Annotated in this window: 14 protein-coding genes; 5 read left to right on the top strand and 9 right to left on the bottom strand. The window is 69.2% G+C overall.

The features are described 5' to 3' along the window. Positions 1 to 65: 65 nt before the first annotated feature. The 4 genes from BM004_RS08805 to BM004_RS08790 all read right to left on the bottom strand — a co-directional run bounded on the left by BM004_RS08805 (position 66) and on the right by BM004_RS08790 (position 4,026). On the bottom strand, positions 66 to 1,436 hold the full coding sequence (locus BM004_RS08805) for an MFS transporter (protein ID WP_093212627.1): 1,371 nt from the start codon (positions 1,434 to 1,436) through the stop codon (positions 66 to 68). Positions 1,437 to 1,469: 33 nt separating this feature from the next. Continuing rightward, the gene (locus tag BM004_RS08800; RefSeq protein ID WP_093212625.1) at positions 1,470 to 2,549 is read right to left on the bottom strand and encodes an MBL fold metallo-hydrolase; all 1,080 of its coding nucleotides are present in this window, start codon (positions 2,547 to 2,549) and stop codon (positions 1,470 to 1,472) included. 203 nt (positions 2,550 to 2,752) lie between these two features. Next, positions 2,753 to 3,526, bottom strand: a complete 774-nt coding sequence (locus BM004_RS08795; protein ID WP_093212623.1) for an SDR family NAD(P)-dependent oxidoreductase — start codon at positions 3,524 to 3,526, stop codon at positions 2,753 to 2,755. Further along, entirely contained in the window at positions 3,523 to 4,026 is a 504-nt protein-coding gene (locus BM004_RS08790; protein WP_093212621.1) for an ester cyclase, read from the bottom strand. The genes BM004_RS08795 and BM004_RS08790 overlap by 4 nt, the downstream gene beginning before the upstream one ends. 141 nt (positions 4,027 to 4,167) lie before the next feature. Here BM004_RS08790 and BM004_RS08785 point away from each other — a divergent pair, with 141 nt between their 5' ends. After that, the gene (locus BM004_RS08785) at positions 4,168 to 4,887 is read left to right on the top strand and encodes a Crp/Fnr family transcriptional regulator (RefSeq protein ID WP_093212619.1); all 720 of its coding nucleotides are present in this window, start codon (positions 4,168 to 4,170) and stop codon (positions 4,885 to 4,887) included. A gap of 42 nt (positions 4,888 to 4,929) precedes the next feature. On the opposite strand, the gene BM004_RS08780 is transcribed toward BM004_RS08785, so the two are convergent. Beyond that, on the bottom strand, positions 4,930 to 5,904 hold the full coding sequence (locus BM004_RS08780) for a Bug family tripartite tricarboxylate transporter substrate binding protein (RefSeq protein WP_093212617.1): 975 nt from the start codon (positions 5,902 to 5,904) through the stop codon (positions 4,930 to 4,932). Between the two features lie 43 nt (positions 5,905 to 5,947). Next, entirely contained in the window at positions 5,948 to 6,388 is a 441-nt protein-coding gene (locus BM004_RS08775; protein ID WP_093128307.1) for an OsmC family protein, read from the bottom strand. A gap of 288 nt (positions 6,389 to 6,676) precedes the next feature. On the opposite strand from BM004_RS08775, the gene BM004_RS08770 reads away from it, so the two are divergent. Further along, positions 6,677 to 8,374, top strand: coding sequence for a long-chain fatty acid--CoA ligase (locus BM004_RS08770; protein WP_093128309.1), 1,698 nt, complete (start codon positions 6,677 to 6,679; stop codon positions 8,372 to 8,374). A 49-nt stretch (positions 8,375 to 8,423) separates the two neighbouring features. Here the strand turns inward: BM004_RS08770 and BM004_RS08765 are convergent, their stop codons facing one another. Then, positions 8,424 to 8,903 carry a tetratricopeptide repeat protein gene (locus BM004_RS08765; protein WP_093128310.1) on the bottom strand — a complete coding sequence of 160 codons (480 nt, stop codon included), beginning with the start codon at positions 8,901 to 8,903 and terminating at the stop codon, positions 8,424 to 8,426. A gap of 122 nt (positions 8,904 to 9,025) precedes the next feature. Here BM004_RS08765 and BM004_RS08760 point away from each other — a divergent pair, with 122 nt between their 5' ends. Together BM004_RS08760 and BM004_RS08755 are read left to right on the top strand one after the other, a co-directional pair. After that, positions 9,026 to 9,595 (top strand): thermonuclease family protein, encoded by a 570-nt coding sequence (locus tag BM004_RS08760; RefSeq protein WP_093212615.1) that lies wholly within the window; start codon positions 9,026 to 9,028, stop codon positions 9,593 to 9,595. Positions 9,596 to 9,703: 108 nt separating this feature from the next. Beyond that, entirely contained in the window at positions 9,704 to 11,632 is a 1,929-nt protein-coding gene (locus BM004_RS08755; protein WP_093212612.1) for a PhoX family protein, read from the top strand. Positions 11,633 to 11,660: 28 nt separating this feature from the next. Here the strand turns inward: BM004_RS08755 and BM004_RS08750 are convergent, their stop codons facing one another. Together BM004_RS08750 and BM004_RS08745 are read right to left on the bottom strand one after the other, a co-directional pair. Further along, a complete protein-coding gene (locus BM004_RS08750; protein WP_093212610.1) occupies positions 11,661 to 11,909 on the bottom strand; it encodes a hypothetical protein in 249 nt (82 codons plus the stop codon). Between the two features lie 26 nt (positions 11,910 to 11,935). Beyond that, positions 11,936 to 13,282 carry an NAD(P)/FAD-dependent oxidoreductase gene (locus tag BM004_RS08745; RefSeq protein WP_093212608.1) on the bottom strand — a complete coding sequence of 449 codons (1,347 nt, stop codon included), beginning with the start codon at positions 13,280 to 13,282 and terminating at the stop codon, positions 11,936 to 11,938. A gap of 167 nt (positions 13,283 to 13,449) precedes the next feature. Between BM004_RS08745 and egtB the strand changes: the two genes are divergently transcribed. After that, positions 13,450 to 14,712, top strand: coding sequence for an ergothioneine biosynthesis protein EgtB (egtB, locus tag BM004_RS08740; protein ID WP_093212606.1), 1,263 nt, complete (start codon positions 13,450 to 13,452; stop codon positions 14,710 to 14,712). Position 14,713 lies beyond the last annotated feature (1 nt).

Genomic DNA, 14,713 nt, shown 5'->3' with positions numbered 1-14,713 from the left:
TATGCAAGATGTGTGCACCGAAATGGATCACGGCCCCGGCGCGGGGCCCCCGCGATGGGGCGCGCTCAGCCTTTCGCGCCGCCCTTGCCGCGGCCCAGCGCGCTGGCCGGCAGTGCCACCAGCATGAGCAAGGCCGACAGCACCAGTGCGCCGCTCAGCACGTACAGGCTGGCGGTGAAGCCACCCGTCATGGTCTTGAGCGCCCCGACCATCATGGGCGCCACCAGCCCCGCGCTGCCGCCGATGGTGCTGATGAGCGCAATGCCCGCGGCCGCCGCGCTCTTCGACATGAAGGTGCCCGGCACCGACCACAGCACCGTGAACGCGGCCGAGATGCCCATCGACGCCAGCGCCAGGCACAGCACTGCGGCAACGGCGTTGTGCATGAAGAGCGTGGTGAGCGCCAGCCCGGCCGCGCCCACCACGGCGCTCAGCGCGAAGTGCCAGCGGCGCTCCTTGCGCCGGTCGGAGCGGCGCCCGATGACGATGTTGGCCGCAATGCCCGCCACCGCCGGAACGACCGCATAGAAACCGATCTGCAGCACGCTGAGCCCCATCGACTTCAGGATGGTCGGCTGCCAGAACGAGAGCGCGTAGATGCCCAGGATGATCAGGAACGACATGAACCCGATCAGCCACACCCGGCCATCGCGCATCGCCGCGCCGAAGGTATGGCGCTCGGTGGCGCCGTGGGCGGCCTGGTCGTCGGCCAGCAGGCGCGCCACGCGCTGCTTTTCAGCAGGCGACAGCCATGGCGCCTGCGACGGGCTGTTCGACAGCCAGCGGAACGCCGCGAGGCCCAGCAGCACGCTCGGCACCCCTTCGAGCAGGAACAGCCACTGCCAGCCGCGCAGCGACATCGCGCCGTCGAGGTAGGTCATGGTGAGCCCGGCAATCGGCCCCGCCACGATGGGCGCGGCACCGAAGGCCATGAAGAACAGCGCCGTGGCCTGCGCGCGCCGGTGCGACGGGAACCACAGCGTCAGGTAGAACAGCACGCCCGGCGCAAAGCCCGCCTCGAACACGCCGATGAGAAAGCGCAGCACGTAGAACTGCGTGGGCGTGGTGGCGAACATCATGGCCGCCGACGCCAGGCCCCACAGGCCCATGATGCGCAGCAGGGTCGCGCGCACGCCGATCTTCGCGAGCATCAGGTTGCTCGGAATCTCGAACACGGCGTAGCCGATGAAGAAGATGCCCGCGCCCAGGCCGAACACGGCGTCGCTGAACCCCAGCTGCTCCTTCATCTGCAGCTGCGCGTAGCCGACGTTGGTGCGGTCGAGGTAGTTCAGCACGTAGCAGGCGCACAGCAGCGGCATCAGCCGCCAGGTGATCTTGCGGAAGAGGGCGGTGTCATCGCCGGTGGTGGCCGGCGTCGGCGTCCTTGTGCTGGTGCTGGCACTGGTGCTGGCGTTGTCGAGGGTGGCGGTGTTCATCGGTTGTCTCCTTCTTGTTGTTGCTGGCGACCTTCAGGCGCCGGCGAGCACCGGCGTGCCGAAGCGCGTCTCGCCCCACAGGTGGCTGGTGGGCGCGCCCGGAAAGAGCCAGTGCGGCGAGCACTCGCTGGACGGCACCACGTTGCTGAACCCGTGCGCGGCGGAGGTGCCCGCGAGCGTCTTCTCCAGCACCATCGACAGGTACTGGTCGTTGCTGCTTTCCTGCGTGTTGCCGTTCAGGATCACTTCGGCGCCCGTGGCCTGTGCGTAGCGCCGAATGCCGTTGTGGCGCGACAGCAGTGGTGCCCAGCTGTCGGCCGACACACCGTTCTCGCTGCTCACGCGCAACCCGTCGGCGGTGCGGTAGACCAGCGAATGGTTGCCCTCGGTATGGCCCGGCGTGTGCACCAGCGCGAGGCCGCGGCCCAGCTGGATGCTGCCGTCGAAGGCCACGACGCGCCCGGGGGCCACGCCGTCGAGCCCGTGCGGGCAGTACCACTCGGCCTGCACTGGCAACAGGCCTTGCACGTTCGCGAGTTCCTGTCGATGCACCAGCAGCCTGGCGTTCGGCAGCAGCCCGGGCGCGCCCACGCTTCCGAGCCAGCGCCGCACGTCCTGCGTGTGCAGGTGGTCGTAGGTGATGTAGTCCACTTGCTCCGGCGCCACGCCACAGCTCGCCAGCGCCTGCGGCACGGTCTGGTAGATGGGCGCGATGGTCTTGTGAAGGAACTTCGGCGTCTGCTCGCTCAGGCGCTTGAAGTAGGGCGTCTCGTTGCCGGCCTCGAAGTCGGCGGGCGTGAAGAGCAGCGTGCGCAGCCGGCCTTCGAAGTCGTCGTACTGGATCAGCGTGGTGCGCGCCAGCAGGTGCACCATGTGCGGCTTGAGCAACTGTTGCGAGTACACGCCGGTGAAGGCGAACCACGCGGGGTAGGGAATGCGCAGCAGGTTGAAGCTGCGCGCGAAGCGAACGGGCGGGGCGTCCAGCAGTTGTTCGCGCAGCGCCTCGGCACCATGGCGGATGGCGCGCAGGCGGTCTTGCGGCATGGCGGCGGTGCGGGTGCCGTCGAATTGCGGCAGCTGGGCGAAGCCGGTCGGCTCTGGGTCTCGGATCATGATCGTCTCCTGGAAATGAATGCTTGTTCTTTGGATCGATGTGCTTGGAGGCATTCGGGGAGCGCTCACGCCGACGGGGTACCTTGCTCCGCGAATGTCCCCCGGCCTGCGGCCTCCTCCTTTATTTCGCTGCGCAAGGCACCCCATCGACGTGAGCGTGTTCGGAGCTCTGGTTGATCGGCGAGCACTCCGAACGGCTCCCTTCAGTACATCGACCGCCCCCCAGAAATATCGAACACAGCGCCCGTACTGAAGGAGCAGTCGTCAGAAGCAAGCCAAGCAGCCATGGCAGCCACCTCATCGACCTCGACAAAGCGCCCCATAGGCACACGCGACAAGAGCGCGGTGCGCAACTGTTCACGGTGCTCGGCAGGTACAGCCGCGAACACCTCGGTGTCGGCGGCCGACGGCGTGATGCAGTTCACCAGCACGCCCGCCGACGCCAGCTCCTTGCCGAGCGATTTGGTCAGCGCGATGAGCCCCGCCTTCGACGCCGAGTACGCGGCGTTGAAGCCGTTGCCTTCCTTGCCCGCGACCGATGCGACGTTGACGATGCGCCCGCGCCGCTGCGCGAGCATCACCGGCGCCACCGCGCGGCAGCACAGCCACGCGCCTGTGAGGTTGACGTCGAGCACGTTGCGCCACTGCGCGGGCGTGTGCTCCCACGCCGGCACCGTGGGTCCGAGCACGCCCGCGTTGTTGACGAGGATGTCGATGGCGCCGAAGCGCTCCTGCGACTGCGAGGCCGCACGTGCGATCTGCGCTTCGTCGCGCACATCGACAAGCTCGGCGCTCACCGTGCCGAGCGGGGCGAGCGCCTGCTGCGCGCCGGTGAGCAACGCCGCGTCGAGGTCCCACAACGCCACGCTCGCGCCGGCCGCCAGGTAGCGCCGCGCGATGGCCAGCCCGATGCCGCGCGCACCGCCCGTCACGATGGCGTGGCGGCCGTTCAGCGCGTCGTTGCGCAGGGCCGTCATGCGGTGGCTTCGGCGGCAGGGGCCGGTGCGGGTTGGCCCAGCAGGCTGCCCACGAGTGCGCCGACCTGTGCCGCCGGCACGCCGACCAGCAGTTGCCGCAGCATCGTGAGGGTGTCGAAGTACACGCGCTCGCACACCAGCCGGTCGCCCTCGAAGATGAAGAAGGCGTTCATGCGGCAGCGAAAGCTGTTGCCCGTGGGCGGAATGCCCTTGAGCGGGCCGCGGTGGGTGCCGAGCAGCCAGAACTCGACGATGACCGAGTCTTCGGCATGGCGCAGCTGGATGATCTCGTGGCGCTGGTCCGGAAAGGCGCGGCGCGTGTCGATGTAGTACTGGCGCACGTCCGCGATGCCGTCGTGCACCTCGCCGCTGGGAATCAGCTCGTAGTGCGGATGCGGAAAGGTGCCGAGCACGGCGTCGAAGTCCTGCCGCGTCTCGTCGGCGAAATGGTCGAGCACGAGGCGCTCGCGGCGGGCTTGAAGTTCGGTGGGGGCGTTCATCGGGGTGTGCTCCATGTGACAGTGAATGACAGGGCCTCGGGTTGCTGCGAATGCGCCGCACCGGGCTCGCTGCGTACTATCGGCACGCCCCACAAACAAGACTGTCCGGTGTTGGCAATCGCCGCTACGGACAAACCCGCGATGCCACGCACGCCCACGCCACAGAGCCACACCGAGCCGGACGCACAGCCCTCACCCGTGCACAACAGCGACATGCGCCTGGCCGACGACGTGCAGCAGCGCCTGCTCGCGGTGGCGCACCGGCGCACGCTGGCGCGCGGGGAGTCGCTGTTTCACAAGGGCTCGTCGCCCGATGCGCTGTTCGGCGTGGTCGGCGGCTCGCTGCGCGTGAGCGTGGTGGCGCCGGGCGGGCGCGAGGCGGTGATCGCCATGCTCGAGCCCGGCCACTGGTTCGGCGAGGTGTCGCTGCTGGTGGGGCGCGAGCGCGTCTACGACACCTGCGCGGTCGACACGACCGAGATGGCTGTGGTCGCCGCGGCCGACTTCCACCGCCTGGTGGCCGAGCATGCCGATGTGCACATGGCCTTCACGCGGCTGGTGTGCCTGCGGCTGCGCCAGGCGCTGGCGTGGATCGACGACGTGATCCTGATGCCGCTGCCCGTGCGGCTCGCGCACCGACTGCTCACGCTCGATGCGCACGGCCAGGGGCCGGGGGAGGGCGGCGGCACGCTGCTGGGCGTGTCGCAGGAAGACCTGTCGTTCATGCTCGGCGTGTCGCGCCAGAGCGTGAACCGGCAGCTCAAGCTGTGGGAAGAAGACGGCACGCTGCGGGTGCGCTACCGCAGCATCGAGCTGCTGAGCCGCGCGCAGCTGGAGCGGCACGCGGCCACGCCGAATTGAGCACGGGTGGCGGGCTGCGGCGGGGGTGCGACAGGCCTCGCGTCAGTCCATCCGCGCGCCGGAAGCCTTCACCGCCTTCTCCCAGCGCGGCGTTTCCGTTGCCAGGAAACGCGCGAAATCCTCGCTGCCCAGGAAGGCCGGGTCGGCGCCCTGGCTCACCATGCGTTCGCGCACCTCGGGGCTGTTCTGCACCTGCCTGAAGGCGTCGCTGAGCCTGGCGACCACGTCCTTGGGCGTGTCCTTCGGCGCCAGGAAGCCGTAGAAGCCCACCACCTCGAAGCCCTTGAAGCCGGACTCGATCACGGTCGGCACGTCGGGCAGGGCGGGGTTGCGCTCGCGGCTGGTCACGGCCAGCGCGCGCACCTTGCCCTGCTTGTGATAGTTGGCGGCCTGCGGAATCGACTCGGCCATGAACTGCACCTGCCCGCCCATCAGGTCGGTGAAGGCCGGCGCGCTGCCGCGGTAAGGGATGTGCACCATGAACAGGCCCGTGGCGGTCTTGAACATCTCGGGCACCAGGTGGCTGATGCCGCCGTTGCCGGCCGAGCCGTAGTTGACCTGGCCGGGCCGCGCCTTGGCGTAGTCGACGAACTGCTTGAGGTTCTGCACCGGCAGCTTGGGCGTGACCAGCAGCGCCAGCGGCTGCATGGCGGTGCGCGCAATGGGCACGAAGTCGCGCTGCGTGTTGTAGGGCAGCTTGCTGTAGAGCGCGCCGTTGATCACGGCCACGCCGGTGTTGGCCAGCATCAGCGTGTAGCCGTCGGCCGGGCTCTTGGCGACCGCGTCGGCGCCCACCGAACCGCCCGCGCCGGGCTTGTAGTCGACGATCAGCGGCTGGCCCAACACGGCCTGCAGCTTGTCGGTGAGCAGGCGCGCGTGCTGGTCGAGCGGGCCGCCGGCCGGAAAGCCGATGACGACCTTGATCGGCTTGTCGGGGTAGGCCGCCCACGCGGGTGCTGCCGCGCTGCCGACGGCCAAGGAAAAGACCGCGAGCGCGGTCCGGATGGGGGTGTTCATGATCCGTCTCCTTTTTATTGGGAGACGATCATAAGCAGCGGGGTCAGCTGGCCAGCGTGGCCTTCAGCGTGATCTCGGGCACGCTCGCCAGCGCCTTCGACAGCGGGCAGCCGGCCTTGGCGGCGGCCGCGATCTGCTGGAACTTCGCCTCGTCGAGGTTGGGCACGGCGGCGTCCAGCTCGAGCTGGATGCGGTCGATCTTGAAGCCGTCGCCGTCCTTGGCCAGGCGCACGGCGGCCTTGGTGTCGATGCGGGTGGCGGCGAGGCCGGCCGCCTCGAGCGCGAAGGCGAAGGCCATGGTGAAGCAGGCGGCGTGCGCCGCGCCGACGATTTCCTCGGGGTTGGTGCCGCGCTTGTCGTCCCCGAAGCGGCTCGCGAAGCCGTAGGGGTAGTCTTTCAGGGCACCGGTCTCGGTGCTGATCTGGCCCTTGCCGGTCTTGCCGGCGCCTTCCCAGTGAACGCTTGCGTGCTTGTCTGCTGCCATGTCGATTCCTTCGGTGCGGGTGGTGGTTGGAGGGAACGGCAGGTATCGCCCAGAAACCGCTGGCTGTCTGTAGTCGCACGGCGCGTGCGGGGTCGACCGGAAGGGGGAGGGGCGGTTGCGCTGGAAGTGAGAAAAAAGGGCGTCACCTTGGCGACGTTCCGGGGGCTTCCCCGATGGGAGCGGCGGCCGTGGCGGCTTAGGCTGGCGGGCAATCGCCTTGCGGCGCTTTTTGCCGTTTTGCCTTTCTTCGTTCCTCCCGCTTTCCCTTTTTCCCCGCCTGTTCTCACCATGCAACCACGCCCGCATTACAAGTTCTGGCCCAAACGCCTCCCGCATTCGATCACCGTCCCCGCCACCTCCCTCTGGCACAACCTGGCCACCTCGGCCGCGCGCTACCCCGACAAGCCCGCGCTGGTGTTCTTCGGCCGGGTGCTCAGCTACCGCGAGTTCGCGGACCAGGCCGAGCGCCTGGCCGGCGCGCTGCATGCGCTGGGCGTGCAGCGCGGCGACCGCGTGATCCTGGACATGCAGAACTGCCCGCAGCTGGTGATCGCGCATTTCGCGATCCTGCGCGCCAATGCGGTGGTGGTGCCGGTGAACCCGATGAACCGGGCCGAGGAGCTCAAGCACTACATCACCGACCCCGACGCCAAGGTGGCCATCATCACCGGCGACCTGGCCGGCGAACTGGCCAAGGCCAGCAATGCGTTGCCGCCCGGGCAGCGGCTCGCCCACATGATCGTGACCCAGTTCACCGACGCCTTCGACGCCGGCGTGTCGGGCGAGGACGCCCCGGCACCGGCCTGGAAAGACTGGCTCACCACCCGCCACCCGCTGCCCGCGCTGGAAGGCGGCCAGGCGCTGGCCTGGACCGACGCGCTGGCCGCGGGCCACCCGGCGCCCGCGCACGTGGTGGGCGCCAACGACATGGCGCTGCTGCCCTACACCAGCGGCACCACCGGCCTGCCCAAGGGCTGCGTGCACCACCATTCGAGCCTGATGCACAACGCGATGGCCGGCCAGCTGTGGGGCGGGTCGACCTCGGAGGCGGTGGTGCTGGCCGTGGTGCCCATGTTCCACATCACCGGCGTGGTGAGCATGATGCACACGGCGGTGCTGGCGGCGGCCACGCTGATCATCATGCCGCGCTGGGACCGCGACGTGGCCGGCCGGCTCATCTCGCGCTGGAAGGTCACGGCCTGGACCAACATCCCGACCATGGTCATCGACCTCATGGCCAGCCCGAACTTCGCGAGCTACGACCTGTCGAGCATGAACTACATCGGCGGCGGCGGCGCGGCCATGCCGCAGGCCGTGGCGCAGCGCCTGTTCGAGCAGTACGGCCTGAAGTACCAGGAGGGCTACGGCCTGACCGAGACCGCCGCACCCTCGCACACCAACCCGTCGGACAACCCCAAGCAGCAATGCCTGGGCATCCCGTTCATGAGCACCGACGCGCGCGTGGTCGACCCCGACACGCTGGCCGAGATGCCCATCGGCGAGTCGGGCGAAATCATCATCCACGGCCCCGAGGTGTTCCAGGGCTACTGGAAGCGCCCCGACGCCACGGCCGCGGCGTTCGTCGAGTTCGAGGGCAGGCGCTTCTTCCGCTCGGGCGACATGGGCCGCATGGACGAGGACGGCTACTTCTTCATCACCGACCGCCTGAAGCGCATGATCAATGCGAGCGGCTTCAAGGTGTGGCCGGCCGAGGTCGAGCTGCTGATGTTCCGCCACCCGGCGATCCAGGAGGCCTGCGTCATCTCGACCAAGGACGCCTACCGCGGCGAGTCGGTCAAGGCCGTGGTGGTGCTGCGCCCCACGCACAAGGACACCACCGAGCAGGAGATCATCGACTGGTGCCGCGAGAACATGGCGGTCTACAAGATCCCGCGCAAGGTGCAGTTCGTCGACGCGCTGCCCAAGAGCGGCAGCGGCAAGGTGATGTGGCGGTTCCTGCAGGACGACGAGAACGCCGCGAAGTGAGGCCAGGGCTGGCCCTAGTCGACGGTGCCGGCGGTGGCCGGCGGGCCCCTCACTTTCGGCCCAGAGATTTCAGGAGCTTCCCCGCTTCCTTCTTCCCGTCCACGCTGACATGCGAGGCGGCCACCGCCTTCGTCAGGTAGTCGACCACCTTGCGGTGGTTCTGGTTCGGGCCTTCCCAGAGGAAGAGGCGGCCGAGTTCGAGTGCGGCGTCGCCGTCGCCCTGCGCGTAGGCGCGCTCGAACCAGAAGCGGGCCCAGCGGAAGTTGCCTTCGTCGCGGTAGCAGATGGCCAGGTTGGCGCAGCCCGCGATGTCGCCGGCCTTGGCGGCCTTGCGGTACCAGTCGCGCGCGGCGGCGCTGTCCTGCTTCACGCCGATGCCGTGGTCGAGAAAGTAGCCGACGCTGTTGAGCGCATGGGTCTCGCCCGCGGCCGCCGCCTTGAGGAACAGCGACAGCGCCTTCTTGTGCGCGCCGGCGTCCCACGCGTCGTTTGCCGCGAAAAACCAGTCGTCCTGGGTGGGTTCCTGCATGTGAGGTGTCTCCTTCGAAGCGCGGTTCGCAAGAAAGAAAAAGTCTGTGTCCCGATCCCTCCGGGCGTGCGGATCACTTAGCCTCGATCGGTCCGGCCATTCTGCCTATCTCCGGCTCCTTCATGCACTTTCGCGCGCTACTTTCCCTTCGCTCCCTTCGCTCCCTTCGCTTCGTTGTCTCCGTTTCCGGCCTTCTGGCTTTCTCCCTCTTCCCCGCGCTCTCCCAGGCCGCACCGCGCTCCTGCCTGGTCGTGGGCATCAGCGACGGCGACACGCTCACCGCGCGCTGCGGACGCATCGGCGCCTACGAGCGCGTGAAGGTCCGCATCGCCGCCATCGACGCGCCCGAGAAGGCGCAGCCCTACGGCCAGCGCAGCAAGCAGGCGCTCAGCGACATCTGCTTCCAGGAGAAGGCGCTCATCACCCAGATCGACACCGACCGGTACGGGCGCACCGTGGCCGACGTGAGCTGCAACGGCGAAGACGCCGGCAGCCGCATGGTGGCCGACGGCTGGGCCTGGGTGTACGACTACAACCGCCTGGCCACCAAGCGCGGCGGCGGCCTCTTCAAGCTGCAGGACAGCGCGCGCGGGCGGCACCTGGGCCTGTGGGCCGACGCGAAGCCCACGCCGCCCTGGGACTGGCGCAAGCGCCAGCGCAACGAGCAGCCGCACTGGGGCAGTTTCTTCTGAGCGCTTGAGCTTCCGGCCCCTCGAGGCTCTGGCCTCCCGGCCATGTCACGGCGGATTCACGGGACGGCGACACCATCGCCGCTTCCCGCCACCCCCCACGAGAAGAACATGGCCAAAGACTTCGACCGCATGGAGGATTCCAACCCCTCCACCAACCCCACGATCCACGACGTGTCCGACCCGAGCCGGCGCGTGTTCGTGCGCGGCGGCGTGGCGGCCGCGGTGGCCGGCCTGTTCGGCCCGCTGGCGGCCGGCACGCTGGCCGGTTGCGCCACCACGGCGGGGAGCAACGTGAGCTCGCTGGGCCGCGCGATCGGCTTCAAGAGCGTGCCGATGGCGGCGGTCGACAAGGTGGTCGTGCCCGAGGGCTACAGCACGCAGGTGCTCTACCGCTGGGGCGACGCCACCGGCATCGCGGGCGCGATGCCCGCCTTCAAGGCCGACGGCTCCAACACCGCCGACGAACAGGCGCTGCAGGCCGGCATGCACCACGACGGCATGGCCTTCTTTCCGCTCGAGGGATCGAACCGCGGCCTGCTGGTGCTGAACCACGAATACGTCGACGACGGCCTGCTGCACACCGACGGCATGAAGACCTGGACGCGCGAGAAGGTGCGCAAGTCGATGAACGCGCACGGCGTGTCGGTCATCGAACTGCGCCGCGACGCCGGCCAGTGGACGCAGCTGGCGCCTTCGCGCTTCGCGCGCCGCATCACCGCCCTGACGCCGATGACGCTGACCGGCCCCGCCGCCGGCCACGCCATGCTGCGCACCGCCGCCGACCCGTCGGGCACGCGCGTGCTGGGCACCTTCAACAACTGCGCGAACGGCCACACGCCGTGGGGCACCTACCTCACCTGCGAAGAAAACTTCGCCGACTACTTCGAAGGCACCGACCATCCCGACGCGCACCACAAGCGCTGGGGCATCAAGAAGGGCAACGGCGCCAAGTACCGCTGGCACGAGCATGAAGAACGCTTCGACGCGGCGAAGCACCCGAACGAATCGAACCGCTACGGCTGGGTGGTCGAGATCGATCCGCAGGACCCGGCTTCGACGCCGCGCAAGCGCAGCGCGCTGGGCCGCGCCGCGCACGAAGGCGCCGCCACCGCGCTCACCGACGACGGCCGCGCCGTCATCTACATGGGCGAGGACTCGCGCTTCGAATACATCTACAAGTTCGTGAGCCGCGACAAGGTGCAGCCCGGCGGCGCCGCGGCCAACCGCGACCTGCTGGACCACGGCACGCTGTACGTGGCGCGCTTCGACGTGGACGGCACGGGCGAATGGCTGGCGCTGGTGCAAGGCCGCAACGGCCTGGTGGCCGACAAGGGCTTTGTCACGCAGGGCGACGTGCTCATCAAGGCGCGCCAGGCCAGCGACCTGCTGGGCGCCACGAAGATGGACCGCCCCGAGTGGACCACCGTGGACCCGCTCACCAAGGAGGTCTACTGCACGCTCACCAACAACAGCAACCGCGGCGGTGCCGGCCAGCCGTTCATGGACGCGGCCAATCCGCGCTCGAACAACACGATGGGCCAGATCATCCGCTGGAAGGAAAGCGGCGACCTCGACGCGACCAGGTTCGCGTGGAACCACCTCGTGCTGGCGGGCGACCCGAAGCAGACGCGCTACGAGGCGCAGGGCAACATCAAGGGCGACACCTTCGGCAGCCCCGACGGCCTGATGGTCGATGCGCGCGGCGTGCTGTGGATCGAGACCGACGTGTCGACCTCCACGCTGGGCAAGGGCGAGTACGCCAACCTGCCGAACAACCAGATGCTGGCCTGCGACCCGACGAAGGGCGAGATCCGCCGCTTCCTGCTCGGGCCCGCCGGCTGCGAGATCACGGGCCTCACCGCCACGCCGGACCTGCGCACGCTGTTCATCAACATCCAGCATCCGGGCGAGCCGGCCAACGAGCGCAGCGACCCCGAGCGTCCGCTGGCCGTGTCGAAGTGGCCCGACGGCGCGGGCCGGCCGCGCTCGGCCACCATCGCCATCACCAAGAACGACGGCGGCGTGATCGGGACCTGAAGGCGGGGGAAGTCGTCGCGTGCCGGGGTCAGCAGCCGCCGCCGACCCAGCAGCGCAGCGAGGGTACAAGCAGGCCCGCCACGAAGCCGACGGCGCAGAACACCAGCAGGATCAGCGCCGCCATGCGCAACCCCTCGGCGCTCCAGCGCGGCGCGAAGCTGCTGATGAAGCCGGAGGCAAAGCTGGCCTCGAGCCGCTCGGCGCCACCCCAGCGCAGCACCCAGAGGCAGAACAGCGCCTTGGCGGCATGCCACACGGTCCACAGGGCAAGCGACATCGCGCGTTCTCCTGGGTCGGTGAGCGTCAGGACTCGCTCTTGCCCTGCACGTCGGCCACCACGCGCGCGTTGCGCCGGAAGCTCCAGTAGGCGCCGGCCCAATCCATCATCACGACGATGCGGTTGCGAAAGCCGATCAGGAAGTACGCGTGCGCGAACAGCCAGAACAGCCACGCGAGCCGGCCGCTGAAACGCAGCGGGCCGAAGGGCGTGCCCAGGTCGACCACGGCCGAGTTGCGCCCGATGGTGGCGAGGTTGCCGTAGTCGGCATAGCGGAACGGCACCGTGGGCTGGCCCGCGATGCGGCGCAGGATGTTGGCGGCCGCCGCGCGCCCCATCTGCTTGGCGCCGGGCGACACGCCGGGCACGGGCTTGGGCGGCTTGTCGGGCGCATGGCTCATGGCGGCGGCGAGGTCGCCCACCACGCTGATCTCGGGGTAGCCGGTGAGGCTCAGGTCGGGCTCGACCTTGATGCGCCCGGCGCGGTCGCATTCGACGCCGGTGGCCGTGCCCAGCAGGCGGCCCAGCGGCGAGGCCGCGACGCCGGCCGCCCACACCACGCAGCTGCTATTGATTCGGTAGCTGGTGACCGGTGCACCGTCCGCGCCGCCGCCGGTCTGCACCTCGAGGCCGGTGGCATCGATGGCGGTCACGCGCGCGTTGAGCCGCACCTCGACGCCGAGCTTTTCGAGCTGCTCGAGCGCCTTCTGGCTCAGCGACTCGGGCATGGCCTGCAGCACGCGCGGGCCGCCCTCGACCAACAGCACCTGCGCGCTGCCGGGGTCGATGTGGCGGAACTCGCCCGACAGCGTGTGCTTGGCGATCTCGGCCAGCGTGCCGGCCATTTCCACGCCCGTGGGACCGGCGCCGATAACCACGAAGGTGAGCAGGGCGCGGCGGCGTTCCAGGTCGGCGGTGATCTCGGCGGTCTCGAACGACAGCAGCACGCGGCGGCGGATCTCGAAGGCATCGGCCAGCGTCTTCAGCCCCGGCGCCACGCTCGCCCATTCGTCGTGCCCGAAATAGCTGTGCGTGGCACCCGCCGCAACGACGAGGTGGTCGTACGCCACGCGGTCGCCGTTGGCCAGGTGCACGGAGCGCGTGAACGGGTCGATGCCGCTCACCTCGCCCAGCAGCGTGGTGATGTTCGGCTGCTTGCGGAACAGCGAACGCACCGGCGCCGCGATCGACGGTGCCGCCAGCCCCGCGGTGGCCACCTGGTACAGCAGCGGCTGGAACAGGTGGTGGTTGGTCTTGTCGATCACCGTCACGTCGACGTCGGCGTTCTGCAGCTTGCGCGCGGCTTCGAGCCCGCCGAATCCGCAGCCGACGATGACGACTTGGGGCCTGCCCGAGGGGTTGGTCGTTTGCATCCGACGGATGATACGCAGCCGCCCTGCACGCCCCGGCATCTTGTGCCACAGTGGCTGCCCGCCGATTTTCCGGCGGATCTTCCGGTCGATGTCCCGCGGGGCGTTGTCCTACGTGCCGCCGTAACCGGGATGGGCTACAAATTGCAGCTGACCCGACTGGAGACCCCATGACGCTTTCCCGGCCGACCCCGCAGGCGGCAGGCGCACTGCGCGACAAGTTCCGCGAGGTGCGCGCCGCCAGCCTCGCACTCGCCGCCCCGCTTTCCGCCGAAGACCAGTGCATCCAGTCCATGCCCGATGCGAGCCCGACGAAGTGGCACCTCGCGCACACCACGTGGTTCTTCGAGACCGTGCTGCTGGAGCCGCACGCCACGGGCTACAGGCCCTTCGACGTGCGTTTTCATTACCTCTTCAACTCGTACTACGAGGCGCTCGGCCCGCGCCATCCGCGCCCGCAGCGCGGCCTGCTCACGCGGCCGTCCGTGGACGAAGTTCACGCGTACCGCCGCCATGTCGACGAGGCCGTGGTGGCGCTGCTGGAGCAGGGCGGCATCGACTGGGCCGTCGTCGAACCGATCGTCACGCTCGGCCTGAACCACGAGCAGCAGCACCAGGAGCTGCTGCTCACCGACATCCTGCATGCGCTGTCGTGCAACCCGATGCTGCCGGCGTACAAGCCCGCGAGCGGACCCGCGCTGCGTCTGGCGTCGGTGCCGCCTGCGATGCGCTGGATCGCGCAGGAAGGCGGCGTGGTCGAGGTGGGGCATGCAAGCGAGGGCTTTTCGTTCGACAACGAGACACCGCGTCACCGTGCGCTGGTGCAGCCGCATGCCATTGCCGACCGGCTGGTGAACTGCGGCGACTATGCGCAGTTCATTGCCGACGGCGGCTACCAGCGCCCCGAGCTGTGGCTGTCCGACGGCTGGGCCGCGGTGCAGGCCAACGGCTGGCGGCATCCGGCGTACTGGCTCGCGTCCGACGATCCTCGGCTGGGCTTTGGCGGCGCTTCGGGCGCTGCGCAGAACGCGAGCGGTTGGCATGTGTTCGGCCTGCACGGCGTGCGGCCGGTGGAGGCGGATGCGCCAGTGTCGCAACTCAGTTTCTATGAAGCCGCCGCGTATGCCGAATGGGCCGGCGCTCGGCTGCCGACCGAGTTCGAATGGGAAGCGGCGTACGACGCGCCCGGCATCTCGCAGATGGCGGGGCACGTCTGGCAGTGGACGCGTTCGTCGTACGACCCGTACCCGGGCTTCAGACCCATGCCGGGCATCGCGGCCGAATACAACGGCAAGTTCATGGTGGGGCAACTGGTGTTGCGAGGCGGCAGCGTGGCCACCCCCGCGGGGCACACGCGGCCCAGCTATCGCAACTTCTTTCCGCCGGCGGCGCGCTGGCAGTTCTCGGGGCTGCGGCTCGCGAAAGACCTTTGAT

Source organism: Variovorax sp. OK212, from assembly GCF_900112425.1.
In the GTDB taxonomy this organism is placed as follows: domain Bacteria; phylum Pseudomonadota; class Gammaproteobacteria; order Burkholderiales; family Burkholderiaceae_C; genus Variovorax.
Note: the sequence above shows the minus strand (reverse complement) of the source record. Positions and strands in the feature narration are given on the sequence as shown.